Origin of the sequence: Paracidobacterium acidisoli, from assembly GCF_003428625.2 — a bacterium.
Classification (GTDB): Bacteria; Acidobacteriota; Terriglobia; order Terriglobales; family Acidobacteriaceae; genus Paracidobacterium; species Paracidobacterium acidisoli.
This window is the reverse complement of record NZ_QVQT02000001.1, coordinates 314,259-327,967: the sequence shown is the minus strand read 5'-3', so window position 1 is coordinate 327,967 and position 13,709 is coordinate 314,259. Positions and strand designations below refer to the sequence as shown.

Sequence of the window (13,709 nt, the reverse complement as noted above, 5' to 3'; positions counted from 1 at the left end):
CATTCTGCAGAAGAGATGCGCCGTTCGTTTCCACAACAGAGTCACAGCAGATTCGTTACCATTCTTTTGTGGACTTTCAGCTTGTCAGTGACTATAAGCCGCGAGGGGATCAGGCCCGCGCCATTCCTGAGCTCGTGGAAGGTATCCAGTCCGGCGAGAAGCATCAGGTGTTGCTCGGTGTCACCGGTTCCGGCAAAACATTCACGATGGCCAAAATCATCGAGGAGCTCAACCGGCCGGCGCTGATTCTTGCCCATAACAAGACGCTTGCAGCGCAGCTCTTTCACGAGTTCAAGCAGTTCTTCCCCGGCAATGCGGTCGAGTACTTCGTCTCGTATTACGACTACTACCAGCCGGAGGCGTACATTCCGGCGGGCGACCTTTACATCGAGAAGGAAGCCACCATCAACGAAGAGCTGGACAAGCTGCGTCTTTCGGCGACGCGGTCGCTCTTCGAGCGGCGGGACGCAATCATCGTAGCTTCCGTTTCGTGCATTTACGGACTTGGCTCGCCGGAGGCGTATTACGGCATGCTGCTGCTGCTGGAAAAAGGGCAGCGGGTCCGGCGCGAAGACATTACGCGGAAGCTGGTCGAAATTCTGTACGAGCGGAATGACTCGGATTTCCGGCGCGGGACGTTCCGGGTGCGCGGCGATGTGATTGAGATCTTTCCGACCTACGACGAGAATGCTTACCGGATCGAGCTGTTTGGCGACGAAATCGATTCGCTGTCGCAGATCGATCCGCTCTTCGGCACGGTGAAGCAGAAGTATTCGCGTCTGCCGATTTATCCGAAGAGCCATTACGTGGTGCTGCCGGAGAGAAAGAAGACGGCCATCGATTCGATTCTGGATGAGCTGGGGTGGTGGGAGAAGGAGCTGGAGTCGCAGGGGCGGATGGTGGAAGCGCAGCGGATTCATCAGCGCACGCGCTTCGACCTGGAGATGATCAAGTCGGTTGGCTATTGCCACGGGATCGAGAACTATTCGCGGCATTTCTCCGGGCGTTTGCCGGGCGAGCCGCCGCCGACGCTGCTCGACTACTTTCCGCGGGATTATCTGCTTTTCATCGACGAATCGCACCAGACGGTGCCGCAGCTGCATGGAATGTGGCATGGCGACCGCTCGCGCAAGCAGAATCTGGTGGATTACGGCTTCCGCCTGCCGTCGGCTGTGGATAACCGGCCGCTGAAGTTCGATGAGTTCGAGGCGCGCACGAACCAGATCGTCTATGTTTCGGCGACGCCGGGACCGTATGAGCTGACCAAAGCAGCGGGCGTGGTGGTGGAGCAGATCATCCGGCCGACGGGGCTGATCGATCCGGAGGTCGAGATTCGGCCGGTGCGCGGGCAGATTGACGATCTGCTGGCGGAGATTCGGGACCGCGCGGCGAAGAATGAGCGGGTGCTGGTGACCACGCTGACCAAGCGCATGTCGGAGGACCTGGCCGGCTACTACAGTGAAGTGGGCGTGCGCTGCCGCTATATGCACTCGGAGATCGAGACGCTGGAGCGGGTACGCCTGCTGCGCGATCTGCGCAGGGGCGAGTATGACGTGCTGATCGGGATCAACCTGCTGCGCGAGGGGCTCGATCTGCCGGAGGTTTCGCTGGTGGCGATCCTCGATGCGGATAAAGAGGGCTTTCTGCGCTCCTCCGGATCGCTGATCCAGACGATGGGGCGTGCGGCGCGGCATCTGAGCGGACGGGCGATTCTCTATGCCGACAGGATCACCGATTCGATGCGCCAGGCGATGGATGAGACGGAGCGCCGGCGCGAGGTGCAGCGGGCCTACAACGAAGAACACGGCATCACACCGCAGTCGGTGATCCGGCAGACGGATATGGCGCTGGCGAAGATTCTCAAGGCCGAGTATGGCGACCTGTCGGAAGAGGTGGAACAGTTGCCGGAGTTCCAGTCGCAGGCGGAGCTGGATGTCTATGTGACGAAGCTCGAAGGCGAGATGCGGGAGGCGGCGAAGAAGTTTGAGTTTGAGAAGGCCGCACGGCTGCGCGATTCGATCAAGGACCTGCGGACGAAGGAGTATCTGTTCAGCTGAGGGCGTGGTTTTTGACAACTTTGATTTTGTACCACCCCTGTCCGGCAAGTGCCATGCTTTCAGCGGTTTAGCAGGGGATTACCTCGGTTATACCTGGCTAAGCTGCTGTTTTTAAAGGGATTGACCCTCTCAAAATCCGGCCGTTTTGGATGGTTTTGCCAAAGTTCACGGCCGTGATGGGGCAGAACCACGGGCTTCTGGTATGCCGGCTCCCCCTCTTCTTCCTGAGCCAAAAGAAAAAGCCCGTCCCTTTAAAGGATGGGCTTTTGTTCTCACTCCTTCATTTTAACGAATGGCGCGAAATTGTATGCCAGCGATAATCCTTTTTTTTCAGGCAGGAAATCAGGATGGAAAGAGAGCAGGCAGCACTCTGTCTGCAGGCTACAAAAGGCGCTGCATGATCAGCAGATGCAGCCATTCGCCGAATTTGTACGCTGCGTCCGGCAACTGGCCGACCTGTTGAAAGCCGAGCGTTGTATGCAGAGCGATTGAGGAAGGGTTCACTCCCAGAATGCAGGCCACCATGGAGTGGCACCCCTTTTCGCGGCATTGCCCGATCAGATCCGACAGCAGCAGCCGGCCGACGCCGTGACCAATACAGTCGGGCCGCACGTAAATCGAATCTTCCACCGTGTAGCGGTAACCTTCGCGGGGGCGGAACTGAGAGGCGTAGCAAAAGCCGACGACATAACCCTCCAGCTCGGCGACCAGATAGGGCAGACCGCGATCGAGCACCGCCCGCCATCGGCGAAACATCTCCGGCTCCGCCGGAGCGGTCATCTCAGAGGTCGCCGTACTCGTCGTGACGAATCGGGAGTAGATGGCGGTGATGTAAGGAATATCGGCCGGAGTGGCAGAACGAACCAGGCATTGCGATGCGCCGGAAGCATTTTTTTCGGTAATAACAGCGCCGACGTCAGTTCCCATTTGGCCCTGAATCCGAGACAGGCTCCCTCCGGACTGGAATCCCGGCTCAGCATCGGCTGAACCAGACCATTGCCACGTTTTCAGTACACTCCGGAAGTTATAAAGAAGGGATAAAACTTACAGCCCGGCTCTGGCGAGCGGCTGCCGCGCCATGCTTGAGCATGCTTGCGGACTCATCGACCGGCAGATTTTTGTATGGAATGACTGTGGAGTGTCCGGCGATTCCCGAGCACCTGCGAAAGGCGGGAAACAGGGATTGCATCCGGAATGAGCGCTTTTCCTGACTCTTTCAGGACGAACGCATCAGGACACAGCTTCGTTGTGGATCAGCTCCGCTACGCGGTGCTTCACCTCGTCGCGTATCGCCCGGACTTCCTCTGCGGGCAATCCCTTCGGATCGCGGAGAGGCCAGTCACCGCGGCGCAGACCCGGGACATACGGGCACTTATCCCCGCAGCCCATCGTGATGAGCAGCTGAGCATCCTTCGCCAGGTCCTCGGTGAGCTTGCGGGGCTTCGCGTGGCTGAGGTCGATGCCGATCTCCTGCATTACGGCCTGGACTTCAGGATGGACGCGCTCGCCCGGCTCCGTGCCCGCTGATATGGCCTGCGCTTTCTGTGGGTCTGCGAGCTGGTTGAAGAAGGCGGCGGCCATCTGTGAGCGTCCGGCATTGTGAACGCAGGCGAAGATTACCCTGAGCATGTCGTCTCCTCTGCTTATGCGCAGCAGTCGAGCCCGCAGCAGGAAGCCGCAGACTTCGGTTTGATGGCGTATACCTTTACGCTGGCGGCTGCTGCGTTCACGTCGTACTGATTCAGCAGCTCTGACAGCTCTGCGTGAAGCGTGGCCGTATCCGGAACGGTTGCAGCGGAGCAGCACGCACTCCCATCCATTGCCGGGGAACAACAACCGGACTGGTTCTCCACTTTCGCGTATGCGTTCAGGTCCGCGCCGCTGTCCACGATCTCAACATGCTCGAAGCCGGCAGCGAGCAGCCCGGTGCGGTAGTCGTCGATTCTGATTGCACCGGCGATGCAACCCACGTAGGCGGCCATGCTGCGGGCGATGGCCTCGGGCAGCTCACCTTTAAGGGCGATGTCACTGACGGCGAGGCGGCCGCCGGGTCTGAGGATGCGGGCTATCTCGCGGAAGACGGCGGGCTTGTCGGGCGCGAGGTTCAGGACGCAGTTCGAGATGACGCAGTCGACCGAAGCATCGGGCAGCGGGATGGCGTCGATGGTGGACTGGTAAAACTCCACGTTGGTGTAGCCGCCGGATACCGCGTTCGCCCGCGCCCGCTCGATCATGGCCGGAGTCATGTCGATGCCGATGACGCGGCCCTCCGGCCCTACCTTCTTCGCAGCCAGAAACACGTCCAGGCCACCGCCGGAGCCGAGGTCCACGACAACTTCGCCGGGCCGCAGATGCGCGGTCACAGTGGGATTGCCGCAGGACAGCCCCATATTTGCCTCTGCCGGAATGGAGGTCAGCTCGTCTGCCGAATAGCCGAAGGCTTCGGCCACGGCCTTTACCCCCGCATCGTTGCCGGAAAGGGTGCTCTCGGCGACTGCGCCGTACTTCGATCGGACGGAATCGAGAATCTCAGCCATGATCCACCTCGCAACATATTCGCTCAGGTGAATATATCCATTGCAGTCACATTCGTCAACGCGTATATATTAAGCATGGGTCGAAAAGCTCAGTTCGACATGCAGCAGTTCTTTCAGGCTCTCGGCGATAACACGCGCCTTCGCCTTCTCAATCTGATGGGGGAGCAGGAGGTATGCGTTTGCTACTTCGTCGAGATTCTGGGCGGCCCGCAGCCGAAGATCTCCCGGCATCTCGCGTATCTGCGGAACGCCGGCATCGTCTCAGCCCGGCGCGAGGGCAAGTGGATGCACTACCGCATTGTTATGCCTCCGCATATCGGAGCGGCTCAGATTCTGAGGCAGACGCTTGACTGGCTGAAGGAAGACAGGGCGATGCAGGCGGACCGGGCGCGCCTTACAAGGGCCTGCTGCTCGCCCGCGAAGTATGCGCTCGATGGCGCTCCGCTTCCGGCTGCTGTCACTGAATCATGCTGCGAGGCCTGCTGATGGGAGCCGCAGCGACAACACAGGGGCGCGTGTGTGCTCCGGCACAGCGGAGACGGCTGTCATTCCTCGACCGCTATCTGACGCTCTGGATATTCCTTGCGATGGCGGCAGGCGTGAGCATCGGGCACTTCGTTCCCGGCTCGGCTGCGTTCGTCAATCGCTTTCAACGCGGTACGACGAATATTCCGATTGCCGTCGGTCTGATTGTGATGATGTTCCCGCCACTGGCTAAAGTTCGCTATGAGAAGCTGGGTGAGGTCTTCCGTAATCGTCGGGTACTGGGGCTGTCGCTGGTGCAGAACTGGCTTATCGGCCCGGTGTTGATGTTTGCGCTCGCTGTCGCCTTTCTGCGGAGTGAGCCTGCGTACATGCGCGGACTGATCCTGATCGGCCTTGCACGGTGCATTGCGATGGTGCTGGTGTGGAATGAGCTTGCGGAAGGCGATACGGATTACGTTGCCGGGCTGGTTGCAATCAACAGCGTTTTTCAGCTGCTCTTCTACAGCGTCTATGCGTGGCTGTTCCTTACTGTCCTGCCTGGATGGTTCGGGCTTCAGGGCATGGCCGTCAGGATCGGCATTGGGCAGATTGCGGAGAGTGTTGGGCTGTACCTCGGTGTGCCGTTTGCGGCAGGCTTCCTGACGCGGTATGCACTCATCCGCGCAAAGGGCGAAGAGTGGTACACCACCCGCTTTGTGCAGCGCATCAGCCCCCTTACGCTGGTTGCGCTGCTCTTCACGATTCTGGTGATGTTCTCTCTCAAGGGCGACCTGATCGTGCGGCTGCCTCTGGATGTGGTGAAGATTGCCGCGCCGCTGGTGGTGTACTTTCTCGTGATGTTTCTGGTGAGCTTCTGGATGGGAAAACGGCTCGGGGCGAATTACGCACAATCAGCCACGCTCTCCTTCACCGCCGCCGGAAATAACTTCGAGCTGGCGATAGCAGTCGCGGTCGCAGTGTTCGGGCTGAATTCCGGAGAGGCGTTTGTCGGAGTGGTGGGGCCGCTGATCGAAGTTCCGGCACTCATCGGTCTGGTGAATGCAGCGTTCTTCCTGCGGCGGCGGCTTTTCGTCCAGGCGGACTGATGCGACAGGCCGGGCTTCCCGGTGGTTTGTCCCTGATGATCTCCTGCGCCGGAGATGCTGCTTGCCTCGACGCGCTTCTTTGCGTATCTTCTTCCGCAACTCCACGCATGTGCGCCTCGTTTACGAAGAGGTCAGCGCTGCAGCATGATTTAAATGCATACCGCGGCCGGCTGAAGGCATGTGCTGCGGCATGGAGATAACGGTGCGTTCACGTGGAGGCTTGTCATGATTCTCAAACAGTACTATCTGGGGTGCCTGGCGCATGCCTCCTACCTGCTGGGCGATGAGGCGAGCGCGACGGCGGTGATTGTCGATCCGCAGCGCGATGTGGAACAGTATGTGGCGGACGCGGAGAAGGCGGGTCTGCGGATACGCCACGTGTTTCTGACGCATTTTCACGCCGACTTTGTCGCCGGGCACCTGGAGCTGCGCGACCGGTGCGGTGCAGCGATCTGTCTTGGCCGCCGCGCCGAGGCCGAATATGCCTTTATGCCCATGGGCGATGGAGACAGCCTCGATTTTCCGGGGATGCGGCTCGAGGTGATGGAAACACCGGGGCACACGATCGAGTCGATTTCGATTCTGGTCTTCGATCCGGGGAAGGATCGGGAGAAGCCTTACGCGGTGCTGACGGGCGATACGCTGTTTATCGGCGATGTGGGGCGGCCGGACCTGCGGGCCTCGCTGGGATGGACTGCCAACGACCTGGGCGCTCATCTTTACGATTCGCTGCATGACAAGCTGCTTCCGCTGCCGGATGAGACGCTGGTGTATCCGGCGCATGGAGCCGGCTCGCTCTGCGGCAAGCAGCTCTCCTCCGATACGGTGTCTTCGCTCGGCGATCAGCGGCGTATGAATTATGCCCTGCAGCCGATGGCGAAGGAGGAGTTTATCCGCCTGGTGACGGCCGACCAGCCGGATGCTCCGCAGTACTTTACCTACGACGCCATACTGAACACGCGCGAGCGGGCGACGCTCGAGAGCAACCTCGAAAAAGCGCTGCATCCGATCACGCTCGAAGAGCTGATCGAGCTGGGAGTGACGAATGTACAGGTGCTGGATGTGCGGGATGCGGCCGAATTTGCCAAGGGGCATCTGACGGGGAGCGTCAATATCGGACTGGGCGGTCAATATGCGACATGGGCCGGCACACTGCTGGACCGGGCCACGCCGATCGTCATTATTGCGGAGCCGGGACGGGAGCAGGAGGCGGCCCTGCGCCTGGGGCGCATCGGCTTCGATCACGTCAGAGGGTATCTGGACAGGGGCATGGCGGCGCTGGCGGAGAGGCCGGAGCTGATCCGCCAGACGGAGCGGCACAGCGCCGCGACGATTGCAGAGGAGCTGGAGGGAGCTGCGCCACCGGTTCTGCTGGATGTACGGAATCCGCGGGAGTGGGAGGCCAGGCATATTCCCGGCAGCGTGAATATTCCTCTGAATCATCTGCAGGAGCGCATTGCGGAGATTCCGCGCGGAGATCGCGTTGCGGTTTACTGCGCGGGCGGGTACCGCTCCTCAATTGCGTGCAGCATTCTGCAGCGGCACGGGATCGGCGATCTGATCGAGATGGCGGGCGGACTGGCTGCCTGGGAGGCGGCTAAACTGCCGGCCAATTTGAAGGTCTGATTTTCAGCAGGGACGGTGCAGGGCGGCAATACGGAGAGGCGGAAGATTTTCTGCTTTGCCGGGGATGACGATTGTGTCCGTCATGCCCCGGCGAGGCTGGGTTTGTTCTGCGGGTTATTAGTTTTTACCGGCTTCCGGCAGCGCGAAGGCGACGTATTCCTTCCCGGTCGAAGGGCTGGAGGTACCGCCGGGCGGCATGTAGGCTCCCTGGGGATAGGGCGTGCCTCCACCGCTGACGGCAACCAGAATGTACTCGCGTCCATTCACTTCATAGACTGCGGGAACACCCTGCGATCCGTTCTGCAGGTCCTTGCTGAAGATGATTTTGCCGGTGGCGCTGTTTACGGCGTAAAGCTTCGCGTCATTGCCGGCAAAGAGGAGCAGCCCTCCGGCGGTGACCACAAACCCGCTCTTGGGATAGATGTTCCCCTTCATTTTGTCTCCCGCAGGCGCCTGGGGAACACCGCCATAGGGCGTCTTCCACCTGATTTTGCCGGTGTTCAGATCGTAGGCGGTGATGGTGCTCCACGGCGGAGTGATGACATAGGGCTCGTTTCCGTAACCGGTTTTGTAGCGGGTGGGACCGTCGACATCATCGGGGTAATCGGGCTCGGAAAACGACTTCATCATGGCCTGGGTGGCAGCGGAAGGCGCTGAGCCCGGAGGAGCCAGATCGGGCGACTTGAGAAACGCCAGAAGCTGGTTCATGGATTGTGCCGGCAGTCCGGAGAAGGAGGGCATGCCGCCTCTGCCGTTCGTGATGGTATTGCGGACCGTTTCCAGCCCCAGGGTATTTATGGCCGTATCGATCTCGGGTCCGCGATCGCCCTTCAGCTCGGGGCCATGGCAGACCTGGCAGTTCTGTTCGTAGACGCCGCGTCCCATCTCCTCCTGAGTCGGGAATCCTCCTCTGGAGCGGCGCGCTTCGGTGTGCGAGCGGGTGGGGATCAGATTGCCGGCATTTGCGGTGGTGGATTCACCCTCCGGCACCAGCTTGACAATGGACGGCATATCCTTCGACAGGACGTAGACGGTGCCGTTTGTCGGGTCCGCGCCGGTGCCGAAGAAGAGGGTGCCACCGTTCACGCTGGGAAGGTTAATCGTATCCGCTCCGACGGAAGGCGGCATGTAGAAACCGGTCTTGGCCTTCGAGAGACGCTCCTTCCACCAGGCGACTTCGTCTGGCTTCATGAAGCCCTCGTACATGTCGTTCACCGTCATGCCCTGGCGTCCAAATGGGGGGACGACGGTCGGGAAAGGCTGGGTCTTCGAGGTGACTTCACCGGGGGCGTCGCTGGCCGGAACGGGACGCTCGACGATCGGCCAGAGCGGCTGCCCGGTAACCCGGTTAAAGACATAGAGAAAGCCGTTCTTCGAGGCGAGCGCGACGGCGTCGACCATTTTGCCGTCGTGTTTCACGGTCGCGAGCTGCGGCGCCGCGTCGGGATCGTAGTCCCAGACATCGTGGTGGATGGTCTGGAAGTGCCAGAGCTGCTTACCGGTGCGCGCGTCGAGCGCCAGCAGGCAGTCGGCATAAAGGTTGTCGCCCGGACGGTCGGCGCCGTAGAGCTCGTACTTGGCTGAAGCGATCGGGAAGTAGGCGATGCCGCGCTTCGGATCGACGGTGATTTCGCCCCACACGTCTACGCCGCCCATGTATTTGTAGGCATCTTTGGGCCAGGTGTCATATCCAGGCTCGCCCGGCCGTGGAATCGTATGGAAGACCCAGAGAAGCTTGCCGGTAACGGTGTCGAAGGCGCGAATGTCTCCCGGAGGCGCGAGGTATCCCTCGCCGGTGGCGCTGCCGAGGATCAGGATGTTCTCGAAGATGCGGCCCGGGGTGCGCGAGGAGAGCGGCCTGCCGGTGCGGTCGATGCCGATCTTCAGGTCGAGCTTGCCGTGATCGGCGAAGGAGTCGACGAGCTTGCCGGTCTGCGCGTCGATGGCCTGCTCGAAGCCGCCCGCAGGCACGAAGATACGGCGGTCCTTTCCATCCTTACTCTGCCAGTAGTTTGCGCCGCGCATGCCGGCGATGCCGCCGAAGCGGGAAGGCATGCCGGTGGTGGGTCCAAAGTTGTGAACCCACAGCTCTTTGCCGGTGGTTGCGTCGACTGCCACCAGCGAACCGCTCTTCGCCGCGAAATAAGCGACGTTGTCGACGACCATGGGACTGAATGTATAGCTCAGCTCGTCGCCGGTCTGATAGGTCCAGGCAACCTCGAGCTTATTCACGTTGCCGGTGTTGATCTGCTTCAGGGCCGAGTAGTGCGAGCTGTCGGGCCCGCCCAGGTAATCCTCCCAGGTGGTCCGGGTCTGCTGCGCGAACAAGGTTCCGCCGCAGACGAAAGCGGCCAAAACAGCGGGAACAACCAGGCGGAGCCTGCTCATGAGATTTCCTCGCGCCGCCGTGTCTGCCATGCGGACAGGCGTATCTGGTTCAAAAAAACAATTGTGTCTTTCACGCAGGGCGTAACGCTGTTCGGCATTTGCCTTTCGTGATGTTTCCGGACCTTCCATGCGTCTGTTTTTCCTCTCCGGAGGCCCTGCCGTCACCGTTTTGGGTGGGTATGCCGCATAGCATAATTCACATTACGCAACGAGCAGAGGGCTATTTTGTTTGCAACCGCACTTTATCACGTTTTTTCGGAGTGGAAGAATGCGGAAAGTTCAGGCAGGAAGGATGGACCGCAGACTGAGGGATATGGCTTCGCCTGACCGGTTTTTCGAGGCCGGTCAGGCAGTTTGGGAGGGCAGAGGGTGAGCCGCTTGCCGGCTGCCCGATGCCGAAGCAGGGTCAGATGCCTTTGACCTCGCCACCGTCCATGCGAACCGATGTTCCGGTCATCCATCTGGCGGCCGGAGAGACCATGAAGCCGAGAAGCTCTGCAATCTCTTCGGGCTCTCCATAGCGGCTGATGCCTGCATCTTCCGGAAATTTCTTCGTCGCCTCTTCCACGGTCATGTTGTGAGCGGGGGCCCATTTTTCGAGGAAGGAGCGGCGGCGGCCGGTCATGACGGCTCCGGGGACGATGCTGTTGACCTGGACGCCATCTTTAATGCCCTGTTCGGCGAAGGCCTTTGCGAGAGCGATGATGGCGGCGTTGGTCGCAGCCACGGCGGCGAAGCCTGGCTTGGGATCGAGAGCGGCGCTGCCGGACATAAAGACGACGGAGCCCTTTGCCTGTTTGAGCGCATCCCAGGCGCAGATGGTGAGGCGGCGGGCACCGTGCAGCTTCAGCTCCATGCCCGCGTTCCACTGCTGGTCGGTCATCTCGAAGAGATCGATCTGGGGCACGGCGCCGGCGATGTTGAGAAGCGCATCGATTCGTCCAAAGCGCTCAAGGGTGGATTTGACGACAAGCTCCGATGCCTCGACCTGGCTGAGGTCGGCCGGGATTGAAAGTGCTTCGGCTCCGGCGTTTTTAACGGAGGCCTCGACCTCTTCCAGAGCCTCCGCGTTGCGGGCTACCAGGACGACGGCGGAGAAATCGCGAGCCAGACGAAGAGCGGTGGAGCGTCCAATGCCCTGACTGGCTCCGGTAACAACGGCTACGGAATTTTTCATGATGTTCCTCCTGCAGTGGAAAAGAGGGTATCAGCGCGCCGTCCAGCGGAAGAGATCCGGCACGCGCGGGCTGAGGTAAATGAGCAGGACGCAGCAGATGAGCGCGAGCCCGCTCAGAGGCGACCAGAAGGCGATAGACGTTGCAGCGACGAACATGCCCAGCGCCAGGTAAGAACGCAGTTTCGCGATGTGACGGAGCCGGAGAGAGATATCGTTGCTGCCGGCCTGAGAAAATGCGGTTCGCTCGAAGGCGATGTATGCCACTTCCACGAGGACAAAGACCAGCGCGTAGATGAAGACGGGTGCCGCGGAGAGCCTTGTTGCGGCCATCCATGCGGTAGCGACCGGCACCAGCGAAACCATGAACAAATGGGCGAAGTTCCACCAGATAAGCTGCGGCGTTGCTCTGTGAGCGAACCGCAGCAGGTGATGGTGGTTGACCCAGATGATGGCAATGAAGAAATAGCTGACCGCATAGCTGAGAGCTGTGGGCCACAGCGGAAGAAGCGCGCGCAGGGTTGCCTCGGCGGGCGGCTTAAGGTCAAGCACCATGATCGTGATGATGACGGCGAAGACGGCATCGGAGAACGCCGCCAGCCGTTCAGATGAGGTTTTTCTCTCGGGCATGGCTCCTCCCTTGTCTCGCGCCGGTATCAGGAAAGCGTGGCTTGCGCCGCTTCGAGGATGATGTCCACTACTTTGTCCGGCGCGGTGAGCAGCGGCGTGTGGTCGACGGCATAAGACCTGATCGTGGCCTGCATGCGCTCGGCCATGAAGCGCTGCGTCTGTGGATTGATCATGCGATCGTCTTCCGCGAGTAGATACCACACCGGCGTTGTCTTCCAGGCCGGGGCAGGAGCCGGCTCCTGAATACTTTTTACCGAGATGGGCCGCTGCACGGCTTTGCAGAGGGCGATCTGTTCCGCGGTCGCGTTCTGGGCGAAGGCGTGGTCGAATCCGGAATCGGTCATCCAGATAAAGCCGTCGGCATCAGGAGCAAGCTGCGGGGCGTTCGGGTGAGGGTCGTCGCGATAGAAGACCTGCGCCACCGTCTCGCCTTCGTCGGGCGCCAGAGCGGCGATGTAGACCAGGGCTTTGACGCGCTCGTCGTTCGCGGTGCCGATGACTCCGCCGGCATAGGCGTGACCGGCAACGATGACCGGTCCCTCGGTTCTTGCTATCGTCCGCTTCAGCGCTGCGGCATCGTCGCTGAGAGAGGTAAGGGGAATGGGGGCGGCGGCCACGCTGAAGCCCTGGTTTTGGAGCCGGCGTATGACCGGCTCCCAGCTTGAGCCATCGGCCCACGCTCCGTGGACCACAACAACGGTGGCGTTTTTCAGGCTACTCATGACATGTTTCCTTTCGGGTGGTTCCAGGTGGAAGTATGCAGAGCGGCGGCCGGTGGCCGGTTCAGCGAAGCGATTTCACGATCTGCTGCGCGATGAAGTCGCAGGAATCCTCAAGGGCGAAGTGGCCGGTGTCGAGCAGGTGCAGCTCGGCCTTCGGGATATCGCGCAGGTAAGCCTTTGCGCCTTCGACGGTGAAGAAGGGGTCGTTTTTGCCCCACACGATGAGGGTCTTCGGCTGCCTGCTCCGGAAGAACTCATGCCAGCGGTCGTATTGTGCGAGGTTGAACTGGTAGTTGTGGAGCAGGTTGAGCTGGATGGCATCGTTGCCGGGGCGATCGAGCAGGAACTGATCGAAGGTGTAAGAGTCCGGATTGATGCGGGAGACGTCCTGCACGCCATGCGTGTACTGGAAGATGGTTGTTTCCTTTGTGACCAGCGCACGCACGGGCTTCTCCGTCTCCGCGTTGCGATTTGCCCAGAAGGGCTTCATGGCGTCGAAGCCAGCGCCAATGCCTTCGGCGTAGGCGTTTCCGTTCTGCGCGACGATGCCCTCGATGGCGTCCGGATGATTCGCGGCGATACGAAAGCCAACCGGAGCGCCGTAATCCTGCACGTAGATGCTGAACTTTTTCAGGCCGAGGGCGCCGAAGAGCAGCTCCTCGATATGAGCGGCGAGATTGTCGAAGGTGTACTCGAACTCACTGACATCCGGGGCATCGCTGTAGCCGAAGCCGATGTAGTCCGGTGCGATGACATGAAATGTATCTGCAAGCTGTGGGATCAGATCGCGGAACATGTGCGACGAGCTGGGAAAGCCATGCAGCAGCACGATGGTGGGAGAAGACTTTGAGCCTGCTTCACGGTAGAAGATTTTGTGGCCGCGAACGGTGGCGTGTTGATACGTGATCATGGGTATTCTCCTTTTGGGGATTTTGAGGGCCTGCGCCGCGATTGCTCAGCGACAGGAGTGAGGTTATCTGAACACCGATAAAAATGTCAATGAC

At 60.4% G+C, this 13,709-nt stretch carries 12 protein-coding genes; 4 read left to right on the top strand and 8 right to left on the bottom strand.

What is annotated here, in order from left to right:
- Positions 1-68 precede the first annotated feature (68 nt).
- Positions 69-2,057, top strand: a complete 1,989-nt coding sequence (gene uvrB / locus D0Y96_RS01425) for an excinuclease ABC subunit UvrB (RefSeq protein ID WP_117297989.1) — start codon at positions 69-71, stop codon at positions 2,055-2,057.
- A gap of 381 nt (positions 2,058-2,438) precedes the next feature.
- On the opposite strand, the gene D0Y96_RS01420 is transcribed toward uvrB, so the two are convergent.
- The 3 genes from D0Y96_RS01420 to arsM form a co-directional block, all read right to left on the bottom strand.
- Positions 2,439-2,984: a GNAT family N-acetyltransferase gene (locus D0Y96_RS01420; protein WP_117297537.1), complete on the bottom strand. Its 546-nt coding sequence runs from the start codon at positions 2,982-2,984 to the stop codon at positions 2,439-2,441.
- Between the two features lie 303 nt (positions 2,985-3,287).
- Complete coding sequence (locus tag D0Y96_RS01415) at positions 3,288-3,686, bottom strand: arsenate-mycothiol transferase ArsC (protein ID WP_117297535.1); 399 nt, start codon at positions 3,684-3,686, stop codon at positions 3,288-3,290.
- Between the two features lie 14 nt (positions 3,687-3,700).
- Positions 3,701-4,594, bottom strand: coding sequence for an arsenite methyltransferase (gene arsM, locus D0Y96_RS01410; RefSeq protein ID WP_117297533.1), 894 nt, complete (start codon positions 4,592-4,594; stop codon positions 3,701-3,703).
- Positions 4,595-4,669: 75 nt separating this feature from the next.
- On the opposite strand from arsM, the gene D0Y96_RS01405 reads away from it, so the two are divergent.
- The 3 genes from D0Y96_RS01405 (at position 4,670) to D0Y96_RS01395 (ending at position 7,791) form a co-directional block, all read left to right on the top strand.
- Positions 4,670-5,080 carry an ArsR/SmtB family transcription factor gene (locus D0Y96_RS01405; RefSeq protein ID WP_117297530.1) on the top strand — a complete coding sequence of 137 codons (411 nt, stop codon included), beginning with the start codon at positions 4,670-4,672 and terminating at the stop codon, positions 5,078-5,080.
- Positions 5,062-6,165 (top strand): ACR3 family arsenite efflux transporter, encoded by a 1,104-nt coding sequence (gene arsB, locus D0Y96_RS01400; RefSeq protein WP_286676363.1) that lies wholly within the window; start codon positions 5,062-5,064, stop codon positions 6,163-6,165. The genes D0Y96_RS01405 and arsB overlap by 19 nt, the downstream gene beginning before the upstream one ends.
- A 225-nt stretch (positions 6,166-6,390) precedes the next feature.
- Entirely contained in the window at positions 6,391-7,791 is a 1,401-nt protein-coding gene (locus D0Y96_RS01395) for an MBL fold metallo-hydrolase (protein ID WP_117297528.1), read from the top strand.
- Positions 7,792-7,908: 117 nt separating this feature from the next.
- Here the strand turns inward: D0Y96_RS01395 and D0Y96_RS01390 are convergent, their stop codons facing one another.
- From D0Y96_RS01390 to D0Y96_RS01370, 5 genes are all read right to left on the bottom strand, one after another.
- Positions 7,909-10,179, bottom strand: a complete 2,271-nt coding sequence (locus D0Y96_RS01390; RefSeq protein WP_199480145.1) for an outer membrane protein assembly factor BamB family protein — start codon at positions 10,177-10,179, stop codon at positions 7,909-7,911.
- A gap of 406 nt (positions 10,180-10,585) precedes the next feature.
- Positions 10,586-11,356, bottom strand: a complete 771-nt coding sequence (locus tag D0Y96_RS01385; protein ID WP_117297523.1) for an SDR family oxidoreductase — start codon at positions 11,354-11,356, stop codon at positions 10,586-10,588.
- Between the two features lie 30 nt (positions 11,357-11,386).
- Positions 11,387-11,983 carry a TMEM175 family protein gene (locus D0Y96_RS01380; RefSeq protein ID WP_117297520.1) on the bottom strand — a complete coding sequence of 199 codons (597 nt, stop codon included), beginning with the start codon at positions 11,981-11,983 and terminating at the stop codon, positions 11,387-11,389.
- Between the two features lie 26 nt (positions 11,984-12,009).
- On the bottom strand, positions 12,010-12,705 hold the full coding sequence (locus tag D0Y96_RS01375) for an alpha/beta fold hydrolase (protein WP_117297517.1): 696 nt from the start codon (positions 12,703-12,705) through the stop codon (positions 12,010-12,012).
- 61 nt (positions 12,706-12,766) lie between these two features.
- Positions 12,767-13,615: an alpha/beta fold hydrolase gene (locus tag D0Y96_RS01370; protein ID WP_117297514.1), complete on the bottom strand. Its 849-nt coding sequence runs from the start codon at positions 13,613-13,615 to the stop codon at positions 12,767-12,769.
- Between the last annotated feature and the right edge of the window lie 94 nt (positions 13,616-13,709).

Coding starts and splice junctions, on each gene's coding strand:
- D0Y96_RS01395 (WP_117297528.1), top strand. CDS start 6,391: ATGATTCTCAAACAGTACTATCTGGGGTGCCTGGCGCATGCCTCCTAC.
- arsM (WP_117297533.1), bottom strand. CDS start 4,594: ATGGCTGAGATTCTCGATTCCGTCCGATCGAAGTACGGCGCAGTCGCC.
- D0Y96_RS01415 (WP_117297535.1), bottom strand. CDS start 3,686: ATGCTCAGGGTAATCTTCGCCTGCGTTCACAATGCCGGACGCTCACAG.
- D0Y96_RS01405 (WP_117297530.1), top strand. CDS start 4,670: ATGGGTCGAAAAGCTCAGTTCGACATGCAGCAGTTCTTTCAGGCTCTC.
- arsB (WP_286676363.1), top strand. CDS start 5,062: ATGCTGCGAGGCCTGCTGATGGGAGCCGCAGCGACAACACAGGGGCGC.
- D0Y96_RS01390 (WP_199480145.1), bottom strand. CDS start 10,179: ATGAGCAGGCTCCGCCTGGTTGTTCCCGCTGTTTTGGCCGCTTTCGTC.
- D0Y96_RS01370 (WP_117297514.1), bottom strand. CDS start 13,615: ATGATCACGTATCAACACGCCACCGTTCGCGGCCACAAAATCTTCTAC.
- D0Y96_RS01420 (WP_117297537.1), bottom strand. CDS start 2,984: ATGGGAACTGACGTCGGCGCTGTTATTACCGAAAAAAATGCTTCCGGC.
- D0Y96_RS01385 (WP_117297523.1), bottom strand. CDS start 11,356: ATGAAAAATTCCGTAGCCGTTGTTACCGGAGCCAGTCAGGGCATTGGA.
- D0Y96_RS01380 (WP_117297520.1), bottom strand. CDS start 11,983: ATGCCCGAGAGAAAAACCTCATCTGAACGGCTGGCGGCGTTCTCCGAT.
- D0Y96_RS01375 (WP_117297517.1), bottom strand. CDS start 12,705: ATGAGTAGCCTGAAAAACGCCACCGTTGTTGTGGTCCACGGAGCGTGG.